Annotated in this window: 16 protein-coding genes and 2 tRNA genes; 9 read left to right on the top strand and 9 right to left on the bottom strand. The window is 52.5% G+C overall.

The annotated features are described in order from the left end of the window. Positions 1–69: 69 nt before the first annotated feature. From C3F36_RS20025 to C3F36_RS20050, 6 genes are all read right to left on the bottom strand, one after another. Entirely contained in the window at positions 70–951 is an 882-nt protein-coding gene (locus C3F36_RS20025) for a helix-turn-helix transcriptional regulator (RefSeq protein ID WP_158656169.1), read from the bottom strand. 595 nt (positions 952–1,546) lie between these two features. After that, a complete protein-coding gene (locus C3F36_RS20030) occupies positions 1,547–2,779 on the bottom strand; it encodes a tyrosine-type recombinase/integrase (RefSeq protein WP_104455766.1) in 1,233 nt (410 codons plus the stop codon). A 305-nt stretch (positions 2,780–3,084) separates the two neighbouring features. Then, complete coding sequence (locus tag C3F36_RS20035; RefSeq protein WP_104455767.1) at positions 3,085–3,531, bottom strand: DUF2787 family protein; 447 nt, start codon at positions 3,529–3,531, stop codon at positions 3,085–3,087. Between the two features lie 58 nt (positions 3,532–3,589). Further along, complete coding sequence (locus C3F36_RS20040; RefSeq protein ID WP_042657613.1) at positions 3,590–4,087, bottom strand: hypothetical protein; 498 nt, start codon at positions 4,085–4,087, stop codon at positions 3,590–3,592. 21 nt (positions 4,088–4,108) lie between these two features. Continuing rightward, the gene (locus tag C3F36_RS20045) at positions 4,109–4,633 is read right to left on the bottom strand and encodes a hypothetical protein (protein WP_104455768.1); all 525 of its coding nucleotides are present in this window, start codon (positions 4,631–4,633) and stop codon (positions 4,109–4,111) included. Between the two features lie 11 nt (positions 4,634–4,644). Then, positions 4,645–4,863: a hypothetical protein gene (locus tag C3F36_RS20050; RefSeq protein WP_069528337.1), complete on the bottom strand. Its 219-nt coding sequence runs from the start codon at positions 4,861–4,863 to the stop codon at positions 4,645–4,647. Between the two features lie 188 nt (positions 4,864–5,051). On the opposite strand from C3F36_RS20050, the gene C3F36_RS20055 reads away from it, so the two are divergent. Both C3F36_RS20055 and C3F36_RS20060 read left to right on the top strand, forming a co-directional pair. Further along, positions 5,052–5,816, top strand: coding sequence for a BRO family protein (locus tag C3F36_RS20055; protein ID WP_158656171.1), 765 nt, complete (start codon positions 5,052–5,054; stop codon positions 5,814–5,816). Between the two features lie 138 nt (positions 5,817–5,954). Next, on the top strand, positions 5,955–6,722 hold the full coding sequence (locus C3F36_RS20060; RefSeq protein WP_158656172.1) for a DUF3825 domain-containing protein: 768 nt from the start codon (positions 5,955–5,957) through the stop codon (positions 6,720–6,722). A gap of 191 nt (positions 6,723–6,913) precedes the next feature. Here the strand turns inward: C3F36_RS20060 and C3F36_RS20065 are convergent, their stop codons facing one another. Together C3F36_RS20065 and C3F36_RS20070 are read right to left on the bottom strand one after the other, a co-directional pair. Beyond that, positions 6,914–7,678: a PP2C family protein-serine/threonine phosphatase gene (locus C3F36_RS20065; protein WP_104455771.1), complete on the bottom strand. Its 765-nt coding sequence runs from the start codon at positions 7,676–7,678 to the stop codon at positions 6,914–6,916. Then, positions 7,675–8,463, bottom strand: coding sequence for a serine/threonine-protein kinase (locus C3F36_RS20070; protein WP_104455772.1), 789 nt, complete (start codon positions 8,461–8,463; stop codon positions 7,675–7,677). Before C3F36_RS20070 ends, C3F36_RS20065 begins: the two co-directional genes overlap by 4 nt. Positions 8,464–8,661: 198 nt before the next feature. Here C3F36_RS20070 and C3F36_RS20075 point away from each other — a divergent pair, with 198 nt between their 5' ends. Beyond that, the gene (locus C3F36_RS20075; RefSeq protein WP_104454191.1) at positions 8,662–9,609 is read left to right on the top strand and encodes an IS30-like element ISAs2 family transposase; all 948 of its coding nucleotides are present in this window, start codon (positions 8,662–8,664) and stop codon (positions 9,607–9,609) included. A 772-nt stretch (positions 9,610–10,381) separates the two neighbouring features. Here C3F36_RS20075 and C3F36_RS20085 read toward each other — a convergent pair. Then, positions 10,382–10,457, bottom strand: a tRNA-Asn gene (locus C3F36_RS20085). Between the two features lie 467 nt (positions 10,458–10,924). On the opposite strand from C3F36_RS20085, the gene dauA reads away from it, so the two are divergent. The 6 genes from dauA to C3F36_RS20115 all read left to right on the top strand — a co-directional run bounded on the left by dauA (position 10,925) and on the right by C3F36_RS20115 (position 18,426). Then, on the top strand, positions 10,925–12,661 hold the full coding sequence (gene dauA / locus C3F36_RS20090) for a C4-dicarboxylic acid transporter DauA (protein ID WP_104455773.1): 1,737 nt from the start codon (positions 10,925–10,927) through the stop codon (positions 12,659–12,661). A 270-nt stretch (positions 12,662–12,931) separates the two neighbouring features. Next, a tRNA-Ser gene (locus tag C3F36_RS20095) sits at positions 12,932–13,019 on the top strand. A 137-nt stretch (positions 13,020–13,156) separates the two neighbouring features. Further along, positions 13,157–14,575, top strand: a complete 1,419-nt coding sequence (locus C3F36_RS20100; RefSeq protein ID WP_104455774.1) for a DUF6538 domain-containing protein — start codon at positions 13,157–13,159, stop codon at positions 14,573–14,575. A gap of 285 nt (positions 14,576–14,860) precedes the next feature. After that, positions 14,861–16,426: an IS21-like element ISAs27 family transposase gene (gene istA / locus C3F36_RS20105; protein WP_043851823.1), complete on the top strand. Its 1,566-nt coding sequence runs from the start codon at positions 14,861–14,863 to the stop codon at positions 16,424–16,426. 22 nt (positions 16,427–16,448) lie between these two features. Then, positions 16,449–17,204 (top strand): IS21-like element ISAs27 family helper ATPase IstB, encoded by a 756-nt coding sequence (gene istB, locus C3F36_RS20110; RefSeq protein ID WP_043851824.1) that lies wholly within the window; start codon positions 16,449–16,451, stop codon positions 17,202–17,204. A gap of 104 nt (positions 17,205–17,308) precedes the next feature. Further along, positions 17,309–18,426, top strand: a protein-coding gene (locus tag C3F36_RS20115; protein WP_104455775.1) for an IS3-like element ISAeme20 family transposase whose coding sequence is annotated in 2 segments (ribosomal slippage) — positions 17,309–17,525 and positions 17,525–18,426 — 1,119 coding nt in all. Because the reading frame shifts where the segments join, the coding sequence is not laid out codon by codon here. The last annotated feature ends 258 nt before the right edge of the window (positions 18,427–18,684 follow it).

An 18,684-nucleotide genomic window follows, 5' to 3' on the forward strand; every position in this document is an offset into this window, starting at 1 on the left:
TATCTATAGTGGTGATTGCCCCCGACAGCTGGTGTCGGGAAGTGAATTAATTGGCGTGAAAAAATCTGCTCACATCCGGCTAAGTAGGGCTTTGAGGTCACGTTTTACCAATTGCTGTATACCTTTAGGGGAAACTACCTCTAAGTAGGGAATGTAGGTTTTTATCACAGGCAACAATTGAGAACCACTAAAAACGCGGCTTGCCAGCAAGATGCTGCCGTCCTCCAGCTCTCTGATAAGAGCCTGCTCGGGAAGGATGTTCCTGAGCTTGAATTCGTGGGCGATAGGCGAAGCTGCCTTGATCACGACTTCGTGAGTGGGGATGGCCTCTTGCTCGATGAGGTGTTGAAGAAGTTGCTGCTGTGACTCGCTGATCGTTGCTGGCGTTTCTATCTGCTGAAGGTTGGCGATACTCGACAAGGGTTCGATAAATGGCGTATCCGCCGTTACCCCTGCCAAGTACCAGCGGCCCCGCTTATTGACCAAGCGGTATGGCTCAATCTCTTGCTCTGCTTGCTCACCGACCCATGACAGCCTGACTTTGAGCTGTTGGCTGATGGCCTTGGCAAGTGGCTTTAGCCATTGGTGATGACTGTCATCTTCATCGAGTTGAAAGCCTGCAAGGACGAATACAGGCGTCGATGCAGGGTTGAGCCAGAGCTTGATCAGACTTTCGTGATCATCCGGGAACAATGCTTTGGCCCCGAGTTGCTTGCACAGACGAAGGATGGCAGGAGTCGATGCTCTGCCGAAATAGGATGGGTCGAGCCAATAGGTTTGTCCCTCACGCTCCAGTGGCAGATAAGCCAGTCTGACATTCAGGTCTCGCTGGACCGTGCGAGCCGAGACATTGAACTCGGTGGCCAGTTCGGAGATCACCAGTTGTTGCCCGTTATTGAGCTTGGTCAGGATCACGCCGAGGCGTTGGGCTAGGGTGTCGTGTTCTGCCATCCAAGGAAGCATCGTTGTCAAAGGTGTCCTAGTGTCGCGTAAGCGCCCGACAGGGCGTGTCGAGCCGGAATTTTCACGACGTGCAGGATTTTGGATAAGCAGAGTTGATATAGCGGCGGGCGAGTTGTTATCTACTGTAGGGGTAACTGGAAAGCACATGGATGAATGTGCAGGCACCACGGTACTATCGCAGATGTCTGATTGAGTTGACGGTAAATCTAGGGGATGGGGAACTGCGTTACGTCTGTAGGTCATCGGGTATCATCCAGAGCTGCACAAACCTTTGCCGCAAAGCAAATAGGTTAATCAAAAGGTTGATTTTTGATGTACGGTGCAACACTGGAGTCCCTACAACGCTAAGCGCGATCTAGAAGGGACGGCAAGTGCCTGTAAACGCCACTGCTCAAATCATATAAAACGTCTACGTGTGAGACCTTACCTAAGTATGGTGTTATAAATCAAGGGATTTTTCGTCGATTAGGGTAACTCAACTGGTGGTTTTTCTTGTTGCATGAAGCGTTTTGACACTATGCCGACGGTCGCGTCGAGGCGTCGAGTTTGTCCGTCAGCTCGTCACGACCGTCGGCATTTTTTCCTAAATTCCTCCGTTTTGGCTGAGTTGGGGTAGGGCTGAGTGGGCTGTGTTGCTAGGTATCAACGCCTGTTCCACACAGTTGGCCACTTGGGTACTGGTGTGCCTCAGCCTGCTGGCGTGCAGGTGGGCATATCGTTGGCTAGTCTGGCTGCTGGCATGGCCCAACTGGGCTTGCACGTCATACAAGGTTCCGCCACTGGAGACTATCAAGGCTGCAACGGAGTGGCGGCAAGTATGGATACAGACTGGTCCTTCAATCCTTGCTCGCTTAAGCATTCGGTTAAATGGTCTGGTGACGTTGTTCAGCGGCTGGCCCTGTTTCTGTCCTGGAAACAGATAGGGATTTCCTTCGATAGGGTGTGTCTCCTTGAGGATCTGCATGGCCATATGGTTGAGGTGGAGGATCCGGCTTTTACCATTCTTGGTGTGGGGGATGAACAGGGTCAGCTGGGATTGATCGAGGTGTCCCCACTTGGCCAGCCTCAACTCGTCCTTACGCAGCCCTGTCAGCAACAGCAGTTTGACGTACTGACCGGCATAACGGTTTTCATCGATATCCGCAGCCATAAACAGCCGTCTGATCTCCCCTTTGTCCAGATAGCGGGTGCGTTGGTTGTTCTCGGTCAGGCTCTTGAGATGTCTCATTGGGTGTTGCTCCAGATAACCCATTCGAACGCTCCAAGTCAGGATCGCTTTAAGCAAAGTGGTGATCCGGTTGTTGGTGGCTGGCTTTACCTTGCTCAGCAAGTTGGTTTGCAGGGCCTGGCCCTGTTCCAGTTTTATTTCCGAGAGTAACCGTGATCCCAAGGCTGGCTTTAGGTGGTCACGAAAGCGTTGTGCATCATCCCGCCATGATCGTTTGTGGTGCATGGCATAGGGGAAGTAATGCTGTTCAAACAACTCGGTCAGGGTGAGTTCCTGCCGCTTATCTTCCTTCTGCTGCTTGGGATCGATGCCCTGCGAAAGCAGCCGTTTATAGTCTGTGGCGATCTCTCTGGCCGTGTTCAGGTCAACATCGGGAAAGCGACCTATGGATATAGCCCGTTTACGTCCTTGCCAGAGATAACGAAGCAGGAATTTCTTGGAACCTTCCCCTTTGCCTACCAGACATTTAAAGCCTGGGATCAGGGTGTCGCTGTATTCGGCTTCAGTTGACCTGGCATGGGGTGGGTTCGGTGGTAGCGCCTCAATGGCTTTTTGAGTGAAGCGAAATCGGGAGGGAGCATTTGCCATCGTCTGTCTCCTGTCATTTGATAAGTGGGATAGGGCTGGTCTGCCCAAGAAAAAACAGCACAGGGATGTCAATTCCTTGTGCTGCCGAGATGAGATTGGGGATTGGCTGAGCCTAATGCTGGTCTCAGGCCAGAGGTGGAACAGGGCTTGGCCAACTTCCGGTCGATATCCGGTCTTCTGGGCGGGAAAATTCGTCAAGCGTAGAAATTTGCTGTCGGTGGCGACGTGCTGACGAATTGACCTAAACGGTTCCCGACGCTTCGTCGCCACCGACGCGACTTTTTGAGTTTCTTGCCTGAACTGGATCAGTCAGGTGTCACCGTCAGGGTGAATACATCCATCTGGGCATAGCAGCAAAAGTTAAGCTGCCAGAGCTCAAACCACTCATGCACCTCTGCCAGTGACATTTTCCCCATCAACGAGTGGGTGTACTCACCCATGCTGAAATCGAAATCCAACTCTTTGGCCAACTCAGTGCACCAGCCTTGGCCCACATAGGCAAAGTCAGTGACATAGCACAGATGCCAGCCGTCATCCCAGCGTTCTAGGCGGATCTCGACAGGGTGATAACCACCTGTGGTGGCACTGTAGTCTGGGTCTCGATAGTTGAGGGTCAGGGCTGCTGGTGTTGGACCATCTGGGATTTCATCAGGGAAATCCTCCAGCGCCGAGCTGATGGCCTGCTCCAGTAGCGTTTGCAGGTCGTGACTTATCCTCACAGGCAAGCCCGTGATAACGAGGGTAGGTTTCATATCTTGGTTCTCGTTGAGGTTGAGTAAAGGGGTAGGGGAGAGTAGGAGGCTGGAACGGTTACTGGGCTGCGTTGGTCGCTTCTGGGAGTTTGGCCTTCAGGCTATCGAACCACTCGGTATGCTTGCCCGTGATCAGATGGCCGAACCGGACGTCCGGTGCTGCCTTGGTCAACTCCAGATGGCGCAGCACAGCAGCCAAGAACCCCGCGTTATTGCTGCTGCCTTTGAAGTGCCAGATCACCTTGAACAGGCCGGAGGTAAATGCCTTATCCGGCTGTTGCTCGTTTAGCAGAACGACGACTTGTGCCAGACCGAACCACTCCTTGGAACAGAGACCTCCACCGCTGCTACCGGTCAGACGGATCAACAGTTCATCCTGTTCGGGTTCATGGCCAATCTCATAGCCCACGGTGGTAGTTGAGCCTGGCGAGAGCAGGGTGGCTACGCCACTGACCAAGACCACTTTGGCTGGTGATACTTGTATGCCATCAAACTTGGCTGTAGCAGTCGTATTTACTTGCTGTTTGGCTGCTTGCTTATCGGTTTTGGTGTTCATGCTTAGCATCCTTCGAGATAGTCAGATAGTGGATTTCAGGTAGATAGTGGTGCCCAAATCAGGCGAGGTTTGATCTGGTTTGAGATCGAAGGCCAGATGCTGGAATACAGGAAGTGGGGCAGACAAGGCATCAAACGGTGAGCCATAGCCAGAGAAGCGATATGCCTCCCATGCTTCGACAGCTGGGAGAGGCAGCCAGAACACGGCATCTTCAGCACAGTCGATCAGCTTGATAGTTCCCGCCGCTAGCCGCCAGTAGTCAGCGTAGTAACCGTTGTCGTCATCCCGGACTGACTCACCAGTGTGGGATGCTATCGAGATCAATACTTCGGGCGCTTCGCTGTGCAGGGACTTGGCCTTGAGCACGGTCGCCTCTTTGATCACGACCAGCAGCACAGGCTGATTTTCCTCTGGCAGGAACTCAGGAACATACATACCGTTTGTGATGACCTCTTGCATCAACAAGCTCAACGTCTGCCAGCTGTAGGCGTACCCCTTGAGCGTTTCGTGGGATGCGTATTTCCCTTCTTGAATGAACTCATCCATGGCTATCTCCCTCAGTCTGCTGGCCCAGTGATGTAGCCGATAGTGCCGCCGATGATGGTGCCTGCGACGGCTCCTGGGATACCGCCTTTGGCACCGACGCCAGCTCCGGTGATAGCGCCTTTGATTGCTCCCTTGGTGCTGCCCTTTACCGTGAAATCGATACTGCCGTCTCTCATTGGCTTGATACTGATCGCGGCGACTTGTTTACGTAAAATTTGGTGGATAAACATGTTCTGTCCTTTGGATCGTGGATATGAAAAAGGCCCTGAGCGGTTAGCTCAGGGCCTGATGTTCTGGATGAACATAGTTTTAATATGTATTTAAAATGCGGTTTTTTTACGGCATCATGGTTTCCAATGAAGACATATAGTATGCTGTCGATAAAAATCGGCTATAGAGACTTAATATGGAGTGTTGTGTGGACGAGAAAAAATTTGACATAATATACCCTGCAACTAACGGTGGTGAACCAATAAAGACAATGGATCGGGATGGTAAAATTTTATTTCGCTTCCCTGATGTGGTTCGAGTCTTGGCAAAAGACAATGAAAATATTTCATACAACACAGGTGTTAAGTCTGGATTCGGTGGTCTTTTAAGTAAACTTTCTTCAGTGTTGAAAGAGAAAGAAAAATATATTATCCCTTTGTCTGGGAAAAATGAATATGGCTTCGACTACGAGTTCTATATAACAGAGGCTGGGCTATATCGAATCGTAACCATTGATGATAGTGAAGCATCTGTTCGATTCCAAGATTGGATTTTTGAAGATGTACTACCATCCATCCGAAAATATGGTATTTATCCCCCCCCGAAAGAGGGCGCTTCTGAGTTAAGTACCATGGTGGCATTGTTGCAGCAGAACGTTTCTATTTTGGCAAGAGAAATTGAGAAACGTGAAGAGTTAGAGAAAAAAGTCAACGTTATCGAGAATCGAGTTAACTTGATAGAGCAAAGCATTGATAGCATTGATATGTACTTACTATCAGATTTTATTGTTGCACGGGATATTGCATTGCCAATTGAAGATCTATGGGCGTGGTGTGAAAAAATCCGTCTTGAGACTCGAGCGGATTGTCAGAAGTGTTTATCTGGTGATCGATTTAAAACAAAATATCCGTTGTTTGTAATTGAGCAGGCTATTGAGCATGTAACAACATGCATGCGGTTGGCGAGCAGATAGGTTTATGATATATGCTTTGAAACGATCCTAAGTTGTTAGCTCAATGTTGGTTTTTTTAGTTGACAGTAATTCAAAATTCGTTTGATAAGAAAATTGATACAAATGTAAACTATAAATGTATTTTATGAGGTCCATAAGGTGGCATTTCCTGAAAGGTTGTTTGATTTGGTTTATATCCCGACTTTAGAGGAGAAGCTTGATGAACTTGCTTTTCTTGCTGAAGTTGAAAATTGGAACTACAATCAAGCTGATGAATCAAGTAGTAAGCCAATATTGTTTAACTATTTACAATATACATATCAGCGACTTAGAGAGGAGGACAAAATTGAACTCTCAGATGATGGACAGTTACTGACATTTAATACTGGATTAGTGACGTTAAATCAAGAGGAAATATATTCATACTGTACTGTGAATAGGAATCAAAATGCCAAGCAAAATTGGTATTTTAATTCATGGGAAAGGAAGGGTTCGGCTTCATTAAATGGTTTTTCTCGTTTGCCTGAAATGGCTCATTATTTTAATGATCCATCATCATTGGTTTTTGATTTTAGAAAAGAGGTTAGAACCAACATAGAGCATATCATTTCTGATAATAAATCCCGCTTTCCAGAACCGTATAAAAATCTGAGTGATTATGAATTACAGGTTTATCTGAAAGGTGCAATATCTAATGCGATTGAGCGTGTTAGAAGAAATTATAAGACTGCGATACCTCATTATTATAAAGGACGCGTACAGTTAATGCTTCCGCTGTGTCTTGGTAAGCCTAATGAGGCGAGCTTAGCTATCGTGGTGGAGGATATGGGGGCATACTATCGTGCTGCGACTTGTTTAACCCTCAGCATGGCATATAACAATGCACGTCTATTAGCTCGCCCCGACCGAGATTGGCTTAAGCCTTAACAGTAAATTTCAATGCTGCGTGGCTGCGTGGCTGCGTGGCATTGAACTTATATATCGTTTAAAAATTCATACGGTTGCTGCTAAAAAATCTCTATTGTTTTTTTGGGGTTTTTAAACTATATTATATAGCTATACCCTTAAGTTGTTAGAACACTCATAAAGTTTATTTGTAATGACTGATTTTTCAAAAATCAATTGGATTTCCCATTAGATTTAGAGTCAACCTTGAACTTTGCAACGACCAATGAATAATCATCTACAGGGCCATTACGAATAATTCTTTTATAAAGGCTAGTAGTGAAGCTGTTTGGGTTTTTAATTGTGCTATCTGCAAAACGCGGGCGCAGGTCCCAATGATGATGGGCTCCATCAGACATAATATAAATATTTATTTCATCACTATCCCGCACCAAATCCTCCATAGGTATGAATTTGCTTTGAAAATTAAGTGGTATATCTTTAGAGATAGCTGATGTTAATGTGTTTTTACCACCTAGCTTTTTTAACTCTTTCTTGCTATAGAGGTTTTGGTCTAGCAAAATTTGGTGCTGGGTGTGATCTCTAGTCAGTTGTTCCAATCTAGAATCTGAATTTATATATAAACGACAGTCACCGATATGGCCGATATGGAGACCAAATGAATTTATATAAGCAAACGTCAGAGTTGTTGCTGCTTCACGATAAAGAGCATTTTTTTCGGATAACTCAGACACAGCATTTTTAATGGATGTGAATAAAAAATCTAGATTGCCAATATGGCCTGCATCAATCCCCTGCAATAAACTTTGAACGGCGCCTCTAGACGCATGTTCAGCACCAGGATAAGACCCAACACCATCTGCAATCGCCAACAAATAGCCCTGTTTGACAAAGTGAGGCGCAAGAACGGTATCTTGATTTGTTCGCGATGATGTCTTTGCATAAGAGAAAAGACCACAAGAAAGCATTGATATCATATTTTATTCCTTTTTTTAATAGATGCCAGCTCCTGAGTAATCTCTTCAACTGAATTAAAACGATTCGCTGGTCGCCATGCAGTACACTTATCAACTAGGTCACGAATACCGGCTATATTATCAAAATTCATTTCGTCAATAATCACCCCCAATGCAAATATATCAGTTTGCACAGAGTATACACCAGCAGCTTCAATCTCTGGCGCCATATATTTACCAGTCCCCATTTTTGTAGCTACTTTCGTGAGAATCTCTGATGCTGGATTGTCCTTGTCAGCATTTTTCACTAAACCAAAATCAGATATTTTGTATATGCCATTTCCGAAATTAAGAATATTTGATGGTTTCAGGTCTCGATGCAAGTAACAAGGTTTTCGATTATATTCTTCTCCTCGCGTAGTATGCATATAATGCACTCCTGACAGGAGCATCTCAGCGATTCTCATTTTTTGGGAGTTATCAAGCTTTCCAGATGCTAGGTCAGAACTTAAGTCGCTAATAGCTAAATCCATCACAAACCAAGGGCTGTCTTGATGAAGGTTATGGAGGTATACTGGAGCTATATTGGGGTGCACACATCGAGCCTGATATACAACTTCGCGTTGAAAGCGCCGATGAAATTCTTCTTTACTCACCCCGTCTGCAGGACATAAAACTTTTTTAGCATAATCACCACATTTATTTCCACTGGCCGTGTATAATTCTACCTTTTCCACAAAACCAAAACCACCGCGGCCAATTTCAGTAACAGTTTTAATTACATAACTATGGTGACGCTCTTCCATACTACCTATCCAAACATAACTGAAAGTCAAAATTTACCTCTTTTTGAGATAAAGGTCTATTATTAAACTTGTTTTTTACGTCATCCATCACTTCGGGAATTCAGATAATAAGTGCGACACTCATGGATGAATGGCGAGAGGTGGCCAACTGCTGATTGGTGGTACCCTTATGCTCGCCAAAGTAAAAGCAGTATCACCATGAGCTATCAGCAGTTGACCGAGGGGCAACGATACCAGTTATCGGTGCTTCGCGCACAGGGGATGTCCATCCTTGCCACCGCACGCGCCATTGGCGTTCATCGCTCCACCCTCTACCGGGAGCTGCGTCGTAACGCCGGGCCGCAGGGCTACCAGCCAGACAATGCGCATCAGCACGCCACCCACCGACGGGCCAGTGCGGCCAAATCTCGGCTATCTGCCGATGTCATCCAGTTTGTCGAGCTGACACTCGCCTGGTGGTGGAGCCCGGAGCAGATAAGCGCGGTGGGCAAGCAGATAGGCCTCATGGTGAGTCACGAGTGGATATACCGCCATGTGGCCGCCGACAAAGCCCGGGGTGGCCAGTTGTACCGCCATCTGCGCCAGGGCCACAAGCGCTACCGCAAGGGGGCGAGCAGCCTGCGTTCTCCCATCAAGGAAGCCCGCTCTATTGATGAACGGCCGGCTATCGTCGATAGCCGGGAGCGGCTCGGTGATTGGGAGGCGGACACGGTGCTGGGCAAGCAAGGCACAGGTGCACTGGTCACCCTGGTGGAGCGCAAGAGCCGGCTCTATCTGGTCAAGCGGGTCGCGAGCAAACAGGCTGGGGTGGTGCGGGATGCGATAATCGAGATGTTAACGCCCTACATCGAGCAGGTGCATACCATCACCTTTGACAACGGCGGCGAGTTTGCCGAACACAAGGCGATAGAGGAAGCGCTGGGTGCCGAGACTTACTTTGCGCACCCTTACTCTTCGTGGGAGCGCGGTCTGAACGAGAACAGCAATGGGCTGTTGAGGCAGTTTATCCCAAAGGGAACAGACCTGAGAGAGGTCACGGACGAGGATGTCAGGAGAGCGGAGCAGTGGCTCAACCTACGACCTCGGAAATGTCTCGGATTCAGGCAGCCTGTCAAGGTATTCGAAGAGTACTGTCAGGCGGCATAGGCGAGTGTCGCACTTCGAAGTTGAATTCGCGCTTTAGTGTCCTTAACCATTCTTTCATATGAGTGAGGTGTGGTAGGGAATTCACGAAATGTTCCTTCACCGCATAGATGACCTATCTGGTTACGACATCCATGCCGTCTGAAATGGATTATTCTCTTCTGGTGTGAAAGTTACCGACGATCGCGTCGGCGTGACGACCAGTCACCTCGTCGGCATCGACGCGACTTTGCACAACTCCTGGCAAACTCAGCTACAGCCCAAAAGACCGGATATGCCCCAGAAACTCTCCGGTCTTGCCCACTAACCATTCCTCTTCCCTTGCTCTTCGTGATCGCCTCCATCTTCCAATCTGTGTTATCTCCACGCCAGAGCCACTTGCTCCGGTCTGATCATACCCATGGTCTCCCAGCAGAAAGACCGGAAGCTGTGACCGGAGGTTTTTTCTGGGGGTATTTACGCCAGGGGAGGGGATGGCTTCTGGTTTGGGCTAGATCGTGACCCATTCGCCAGCTGAGCTGACCGGATAGGGACCGGAGTAATCGGTAGTCGAAGTTGAGTTGAGAGATAACAGGGAGAGTGGATCGTTCACTGCGAGGGGAATGTGGCAGAGCAAGCGGTGAGGGATAGCGATCTGGGCTTGAAACCATGGAGAGATAGATATGAAAAAGCCCAGTTATAAAACTGGGCTCTTTTCGCAATCCGAAGACAGGACTTGAACCTGTGACATACGGATTAACAGTCCGCCGTTCTACCGACTGAACTACGAGGGAATTGGCTCCTCCTACTGGACTTGAACCAGTGACATACGGATTAACAGTCCGCCGTTCTACCGACTGAACTAAGGAGGAATAGCCTGTCTCGTCGAGACGGGGCGGATATTAATGGCCCATCTCCCGGGTGTCAACCCGCCTGTCGGCGTAAAAAACGGCTTTTTGGCCCGTTTGCCCAAAACTTGGGCAACGCGGACTATTTTCAGCACAATCAGGAGCTTGAGATCGCGACTTCGGTCGGGTTGTGCCTGCTTGGTATCCTGATTCCCGCATACTGCCAGGAGGAGGCGTGGTGTCGTTCATCCGCAGAGTACAGTGCCCGGGGAAACCTGCCGTGGCGGGAAACGGCGTTGATATTCGGGGTGTCACCGACAATACTGCGCGCTCATGGCCATTTCTTGATCCCGCCCATCGAATTATCTGGCCGGGTCGGGTATGGTTGCCTTCGATACCATCGCCGCGTCGACAGCTCTGCCGGCCCTTGATGATGATCGGGTGCCGGTTCACCCCGGCCTTTGTCTCCCTCTTCTGGTATTACCCTAGACATGCACAATCAAGCTTCCTTACAAGGCGTGAAGCTGGCCATCGCATTGCGCCAATCCTGCATTGACGAACCCTACAGCGTGGCGCGCTTTGGCCGCGACCTCATCGCCGGCATCACGGTCGGCATCATCGCCATTCCCCTTGCCATGGCGCTGGCCATCGCCAGTGGGGTGCCGCCCCAGCACGGGCTTTATACCGCCATCATCGCCGGCATCGTCATCGCCGTGACCGGGGGATCCCGCTTCTCCATTTCGGGCCCCACTGCCGCCTTCGTGGTGATCCTCTACCCGGTGGCCCAGCAATTTGGCGTGGGCGGCCTGTTGATGGCCACCCTCATCTCGGGCTGTTTCCTTGTGGCCATGGGCATGGCGCGTCTCGGGCGCCTCATCGAGTACATTCCCCCCTCGGTGACCCTGGGGTTCACCGGTGGTATCGCCATCGTCATCGCCACCCTGCAGATCAAGGATTTCTTCGGCCTGCAGGTCCTGGAGATGCCGGAAACCTATCTGGGCAAGGTACAGGCGCTGGCCCATGCCCTGCCAAGCTGGCAGTGGGGGGACACCCTCGTCGGGGTGGCGACGCTGGCGGTGCTGCTGCTCTGGCCGAGATTGCGCCTGCCGGTACCCGGCCATCTGCCCGCCGTGCTGGTGGGGGTGGGGCTCGGGTTTGGTCTGCACCAGTTCGGGGTGGACGTCGCCACCATCGGCAGCAAGTTCAGCTATACCCTGGCCGATGGAACCCGGGGCATGGGCATTCCCCCCATCGCTCCGACCCTGGTGATGCCCTGGGCGCTGCCGGGGCCGGACGGGGCGCCGGTTGAGTGGAACCTCGCCGCCATCGAGCGGCTGCTGCCCGCCGCCTTCTCCATGGCCATGCTGGGGGCCATCGAATCCCTGCTCTGCGCCGTGGTGCTCGATGGCATGACGGGTCGCAAGCACAGCTCCAACGGCGAGCTGGTGGGGCAGGGCCTTGGCAACATCCTGGCCCCCTTCTTCGGTGGCATCACGGCGACGGCCGCTATCGCGCGCTCCGCCGCCAACGTGCGGGCCGGTGCCACCTCGCCCATTTCCGGTATTGTCCATGCGCTGGTGGTGCTGGCTGCCATCCTGGTGCTGGCTCCCTGGCTCTCCTGGTTGCCGCTCTCTGCCATGGCGGCCCTGTTGCTGCTGGTGGCCTGGAACATGAGCGAGGCCCACAAGGTGGTGGATCTGGTGCGCCGGGCGCCCAAATCCGATGTACTGGTGCTGCTGGTCTGCCTGTCGCTGACCGTCATCTTCGACATGGTCATCGCCATCACCTTCGGGGTGATCCTGGCCTCTTTGCTGTTCATGCGCGAGATAGCCAAGATGACCAAGCTGCACAACCTGGCGGATCACAAACGCTATGCCAGCGAGGTGTCCCCCTCGACCCTTGTGTACAAGATCAATGGACCGTTGTTCTTTGCCGCCGCCGAGCGGGTTTTTGACGAATTGCTTGCCCAGGTGAAGGACCACAAGGAGTTGATCCTGCAAATGGAGGCGGTCTCCATCCTGGATGCTGGCGGTCTCACCGCCTTCCAGCAGTTCGCAAAACGCATGGCCAAGGCGGGGGTCCGTCTCAAGGTGGCTGAATTGCAATTCCAGCCTCTCAAGACCCTGGCGCGGGCCAAGGTGCGTCCGGTGGCGGGAGAGCTGGAGTTCTACGGCTCGCTGGAAGAGGCTATTCGAGGAGAACATTTGCACGAAGCGGTTGAAAATTGATGGAAAGGGATAGGAAACGGCATATTTTTAGTCACTTGGTTCGCTTATTGAGCAAACAGTGGCAAAAGATAAAAAATTGCATTGACCGCCTCGCGCCTATCCCTTACATTACGCCCCGTTCCAGCGCAACGGCGCAGCGAATTCGTGTTGGCTGAACACGTTAAAGCACAGACCAAAATTGGGTGCGGTGTCCGAGTGGCTGCCCACCGACGAAGTCGGCAAGATGCACGCGCAGCGTGCTCCGAAAGCCACTTCAAGCAGTGAAAATTTGGTGAGGTGTCCGAGTGGCTGAAGGAGCACGCCTGGAAAGTGTGTATACGGCAACGTATCGAGGGTTCGAATCCCTCCCTCACCGCCACATTGAGAACCCCTGCTTTCGAGCAGGGGTTTTTCTTTATAGGTCAAAAACTTCCTGATTTCATAGCGATTTTGTGATCAACCCTTCCATCCCGGCACTTCCGAGGTGGTACAAAAAGGTGGTACAAAATGAGGTCTATGAGCAACCTACTCCAAAACCGAAATGGCACGTGGTATGCCCGCGTTGTCATCCCTAAAGCACTCCGCCCTTTGCTCAACGACCAGTGGGAGTTTCGTCGTTCTCTGAATACCACGAACGAGTCTGAAGCCCGTCGGGCCGCTCTGCCTGTCCTAGATGAACTTTATCGCCTGCTGGAGGCCGCCAAGATTGATCTAGCGGTGCGGCCCCTCGACCTCTCCAACGCCGCAGACTGTTGGTACAACTCGATGATAGAGAGGCTGGACGAACCTGATGTACGTGGTCGCTTCATTCGTCAGGTGTGGGATGGTGATGGTTTGGTCTGGGAGGACTACACCGAAATTCTGACCAAGCTGGAGGAGGAAAAAGACGCCAAACGAACCCGCGATGTGCAGAAAGGGCTTGCCCGCTTCCTGACCTGGATGAAGCCTTACATCGACGAGGCATTCCAGCTCACGGGGCTTCGCCTGTGCGTCGATTCGGCCAACTATGTCGCTTTCGCCGAGCTGCTGGCGGGCAAGTTCAAGGCCCTCTCCAGAGCGGTCATACAGAATGCCGCGACGAACGCCAATCAAAGACGTATCGGTCAGCCTGAGATCCCTCTGGTTCCTGCTGGTGATACCACCGTCACCACAATCAGCACTCGGGGGATCCGCTTATCTGCCCTGTTTGAGCGTTACAAGGCCACCATCAAGCGACGAGAGCCGAAGAAAGCCGATGGTCGCATCCTTGAGTATCAGGTCGCAGTGGAGCGGTTCATCGAGCTGATGGGCGATAAGGGCATCGAAGATATAACGAAGCGTGACGTTGCCGAGTTCCGCAACTTGATGGAGCAACTGCCAGCTCGCCCCAAACGCCATGTGTCCGCCATGCCGTTACGCCAGCAGATCGCCTATGCAGCAGAGCACCGTTTTCCTCGTCTGACTGCTGCTACCGTCAAGAAACTGGGGCGAGCCCTGTCAGCGGTGCTAGGTCATGCGGTGGACGATGGCCTGCTGGAGTTCAACCCTGCTCACGGGGCCAAGTACACAGAAAGCGTCATCAACCCGCTGGCTGAGCCGGAGCGCCCGTACACCTCGACCGAGCTGGCAACCATGTTCGGTTCCCCGCTGTTTGCCAGACGTACCCAGCATACCCGATTCGGGGAGGCTCACTACTGGGTGCCGCTGATGCTCTACTACACAGGGGCTCGGGCCGAGGAGATTTGCCAGCTCTACGTAGCGGATGTCATACAGCAGGATGGCGTCTGGTTCTTCCGAGTTGCTGAGTTGCGGGAAGACCAGAGCGTGAAGAACCGCAGCAGTAACCGAGACATACCTATACACCCCCATCTGCTGGCGCTTGGTCTAATGGACTATGTTCGCACCTTACCTGCGGATGGCCGCCTGTTCCCCCTGTTGCAGCCTGAGGTATCCTGATTTTCACAGACAGTCCCGATTGTTACGATGAGACAATCGGGGGTATTGAATGAAATCGAGAGAACACTATTCACCAGAGTTTGCATATTCCCACGCATGGCGATCGCTCAATAACATTCATGCCGATCACGTAATAACATCCATGCCGATCACTCAATAACATCCCACGCCGATCACTTTTTACCCTCGATGGGAAACCATGATCGGCATCCATGTTATTGGTGACTTTTTCTCCCCGCTTCGTTAAACCCGCACTTTCCCATCTGCTCCAACAGAGGAACGTGCATGTCTGCGAGGCCTATCACTGTGAGAAAACTCAAAGAAATTCTTCGCCTTAAATATCAGGCTCAACTGGCTCATCGGCAGATCGCCCTCAGCCTGCATATCTCTCCTAGCACCGTATCCTATTACCTCAACCGGGCGGCTCAACTGGGTATCATGACCTGGCCCCTGTCTGAGTCCTGGGATGATGTCTCCCTGGAGCGCGCATTTCTCAAGACCTGCTCTGTCCATAAAACTCAGCACAAACCCACTCCCAACTGGGCCTTGTTGCATCAGGAACTCAAAAAACCAGGTCAAAAAGGCGTGACCCTCGAGCTGCTATGGCAGGAGTACGCCGAGCGCCATCCAGGCTCCCACTACAGCTACAACCACTTCTGTCGGCTCTATAAAGAGTGGGCGGCGCTGCTGCAACCCTCGATGCGGCAGACCCATATTGCGGGCGAAAAACTCTTTGTCGACTACTGCGGCCAGACCATGCCCATTGTCGATCCGCATACCGGCGAGATCCTTTACCGGGCCCAGATCTTTGTCGCCGTGCTGGGGGCCTCCAACTACACCTTTGCCGAGGCCACCCGCTCCCAGCAGCTCGATGACTGGGTGATGAGCCACAAGCGCGCTTTCGAGTTCTTTGGCGGTGTGCCGCAATTGGTGGTACCTGATTGCCTCAAGAGTGCCGTCAGCGTGGCGCGCAATACCGATCCGGATCTCAACCCTACCTACCAGATGCTGGCGGCCCATTTCGGTACGGCGATCATGCCCGCGCGGCCCCGCAAGCCGAAGGATAAGTCCAAGGCGGAGGTGGGCGTGCAGATCGTCACCCGCTGGATCCTGGCGGTGCTGCGTCATGAAACCTTCCATAGCCTGGCCCAGCTCAATCAGCGAATGGGTGAACTGCTGACCCGGCTCAACCAGAAATCCTTCCAGAAGCTGCCTGGCTGCCGTGCCTCACTGTTTGCCGAGCTCGATGCACCGGCGCTCAAGCCGTTGCCGGATTATCCCTATCACTACACCAAAGTAGTGCCGGTGCTGGTTGGTAAGGACTACCACGTCGATCTGGAAAAGCACTATTACTCAGTGCCCTATGCCTTGCAGGGCAAGCGGCTGGAGGCGCATCTGGCCGAGCATACCGTCACGCTGTACCACGCGGGCAAGATCGTGGCCGAACACCAGCGGAGTCATCACAAAGGCCAGCACAGCAGCCTGCGTGAACACATGCCCGCGCATCATCAGGCACTGCTGGAGTGGTCGCCAGAGCGACTGCTTGGCTGGGCGGCGTCCATCGGCCCCTACACCACGCATTGGGTGGATGGCTTTATCCGGCAGGCAGAGCATTCGACGCAAGCGGTGCGCCCTTGCCTGGCCTTGCTGGGGCAGAGCAAAACCTATGGCAAGGAGCGGCTGGAAGCGGCCTGCCTCCGGGGGCACCTGACCGGCGCCAACCGGCTGCACAACATCCGCAGCATGCTCAAGCATGGCCTGGAGGAGCAACAACTCATTGCCAACGAGCGACAGGATCCGCTGCAAGACATCCGTCATGACAATGTCCATGGCGAGCACTACTTCCACTAACCCCACGGATCAGGAGAAGCCGATGCAATTACACCTCGATGAACAACTAAGCCGCCTGCACTTGAGCGGCATGAAACAGGCTCTGAACCAGCAGCAGGCCCAGAGCATGCTGTACCTGGATATGGGTTTTGAAGAGCGGCTGCAACTATTACTGAGCCATGAGCTGGTGCAGCGGGAGCAGAGGAAAACCAACCGCCTGGAGAAGCAAGCCCGGTTCCGGCTAGCCGGACAGGTGGAGCAGCTCGACTATCGGGCGGGTCGAGGCGTGAGCAAAGCGCAGATCCGCCAACTGCTGGAAGGACACTGGCTGAGTCATCAACAAAACCTGCTGCTAACGGGCGCGGCAGGCTGTGGCAAGAGTTACCTGGCGTGTGCCCTGGGCCGTTACTTTATCCGGCAAGGAGTGGGCGTGCGGTATTACCGGCTGAAAACCCTACTTGAAGAGATGCGACTGGCCCAAGCGGATGGCAGCTATCCGAAACTGCTGGAGCGGGTAAGCAACATAGGGGTACTGATCCTGGATGACTGGGGCATGGAGATGCTGGACGCGAGCGAACGCAGCAACCTGCTGGAGATCATCGATACCCGCTACGGCAACGTCTCAACGATAGTGGCGAGCCAATTGCCGGTGGAGAAGTGGTACGGGATGATCGGAGAGGCAACCTTCGCCGAGGCGATCTTGGACCGACTGATCCACAGAGCGGTGCGCGTGACCTTAACGGGAGAATCGATGAGAAAACAGGGCGCCAACTTGACCGATGCCGATCAGGCGGAGTAAAAGGAAGACGCTATAAACGCGGGCAGAAAAAAAGTGATCGGCATGATGTTATTGGCTGATCGACATGATGTTATTAGCCAGAGTTTCGGGCAGAGGCGGTTCGACTGGTGTTGGAGCAAGGCCTTGGCCAAGCTGAAGCCGCCAGAAGGTTGGGTATTGCCAAAGGCACACTGAGCAACTGGGTGGTCGCAGCCAAAGGAGGAAAGGATACATCGGCCATTCCCGGAGCGCGTTCTGTCGCCGAGCTGGAGGCTGAAGTGGCCCGGCTACGCAAAGCTCTCGCACAAGCCAACATGGAGCGCGACATCATAAAAAAGGCCGCCGCGTACTTTGCTCAGGAGTCACTGCCAAGTACGCGTGGATAGCCAACCAACAGGACCTCTATCCCATTTCCGTTATCTGTCGTGTGCTGGAGGTCTCTCGTGCGGGCTTCTACCACTGGCGCCACCGTCCACCGTCACAGCGCCAACAAGAAGATGAACGACTCAAGGTCGCCATTCGGGCTGCTCACAGCAAGACGCGCCAGACCTATGGCGCAGCGCGTTTACAAGCTGAGTTGGCCGCCGAAGGATTTTACGCTGGGCGGGACCGGATTGGACGATTGCGCCGTGAAATGGGGTTGTCTTGCAAACAAAAGCGCAAATTCAAGGCGACAACCCATTCTGCTCATTCCCTGCCCGTGGCGGAGAATCTCCTTGGTCAGGTCTTTGCGCCGACGAAGCCCAACGAAGTCTGGACCGGTGATATCACCTATATCGCCACCGACGAAGGCTGGCTTTATCTGGCTGGTCTCAAGGATGTGTTTACCTGTGAGATAGTGGGTTATGCGATGGGAGAGCGAATGACCACCGGGTTGGTCAGTCAGGCGCTGTTTCGGGCTGTGCAGCAGAAGAGGCCACCCGTTGGGCTTATTCATCACACAGACCGGGGCAGTCAGTACTGTGCCAAGGCTTACCGGGCTCTCCAGGTACAATTTGGCATGCAGACCTCCATGTCACGCAAGGGGAACTGCTTCGACAATGCCCCGATAGAAAGCTTCTGGGGGTCTCTTAAAAATGAACTGGTTCACCACCATAGATTCGAGACGAGAGCGGAGGCCAAGGCAGCGATTCAGGAATACATAGAGATTTTTTACAACCGCCAGCGTCGGCATTCACGACTTGGCAATGTCAGCCCGGCGGAGTTTAACAAGAGGTATTGGAGAACTGCTCAGGCTGCTTGATCCGGGACTGTCCGATCTTGTCAGGACACCTCAGCCCTCTGGCCCCAAGCAGAACTACCATGTGCGGCTGGGTGTATGGTGGCAGCGGTACTTACGTGAAAAGCTCAAAATCGTCCGGGAAGATATTCAGCCGTTCCATAGCTTCCGGCACACCTTCATAACCCTGCTACGGACAGCCGGGGTGCGTGAGGACGTGCAGAACGCCCTCACGGGGCACAGCCAGCATGGTGATAGGACGGCGACAGGGCGAAACTATGG

This window comes from Aeromonas sp. ASNIH2 (assembly GCF_002934795.1).
GTDB classification, from domain to species: Bacteria; Pseudomonadota; Gammaproteobacteria; order Enterobacterales; family Aeromonadaceae; genus Aeromonas; species Aeromonas caviae.

Coding starts and splice junctions, on each gene's coding strand:
- C3F36_RS20045 (WP_104455768.1), bottom strand. CDS start 4,633: ATGGATGAGTTCATTCAAGAAGGGAAATACGCATCCCACGAAACGCTC.
- C3F36_RS20065 (WP_104455771.1), bottom strand. CDS start 7,678: ATGATATCAATGCTTTCTTGTGGTCTTTTCTCTTATGCAAAGACATCA.
- istA (WP_043851823.1), top strand. CDS start 14,861: ATGTCTGCGAGGCCTATCACTGTGAGAAAACTCAAAGAAATTCTTCGC.
- dauA (WP_104455773.1), top strand. CDS start 10,925: ATGCACAATCAAGCTTCCTTACAAGGCGTGAAGCTGGCCATCGCATTG.
- C3F36_RS20100 (WP_104455774.1), top strand. CDS start 13,157: ATGAGCAACCTACTCCAAAACCGAAATGGCACGTGGTATGCCCGCGTT.
- C3F36_RS20030 (WP_104455766.1), bottom strand. CDS start 2,779: ATGGCAAATGCTCCCTCCCGATTTCGCTTCACTCAAAAAGCCATTGAG.
- C3F36_RS20040 (WP_042657613.1), bottom strand. CDS start 4,087: ATGAACACCAAAACCGATAAGCAAGCAGCCAAACAGCAAGTAAATACG.
- C3F36_RS20075 (WP_104454191.1), top strand. CDS start 8,662: ATGAGCTATCAGCAGTTGACCGAGGGGCAACGATACCAGTTATCGGTG.
- C3F36_RS20050 (WP_069528337.1), bottom strand. CDS start 4,863: ATGTTTATCCACCAAATTTTACGTAAACAAGTCGCCGCGATCAGTATC.
- C3F36_RS20070 (WP_104455772.1), bottom strand. CDS start 8,463: ATGGAAGAGCGTCACCATAGTTATGTAATTAAAACTGTTACTGAAATT.
- istB (WP_043851824.1), top strand. CDS start 16,449: ATGCAATTACACCTCGATGAACAACTAAGCCGCCTGCACTTGAGCGGC.
- C3F36_RS20025 (WP_158656169.1), bottom strand. CDS start 951: ATGGCAGAACACGACACCCTAGCCCAACGCCTCGGCGTGATCCTGACC.
- C3F36_RS20035 (WP_104455767.1), bottom strand. CDS start 3,531: ATGAAACCTACCCTCGTTATCACGGGCTTGCCTGTGAGGATAAGTCAC.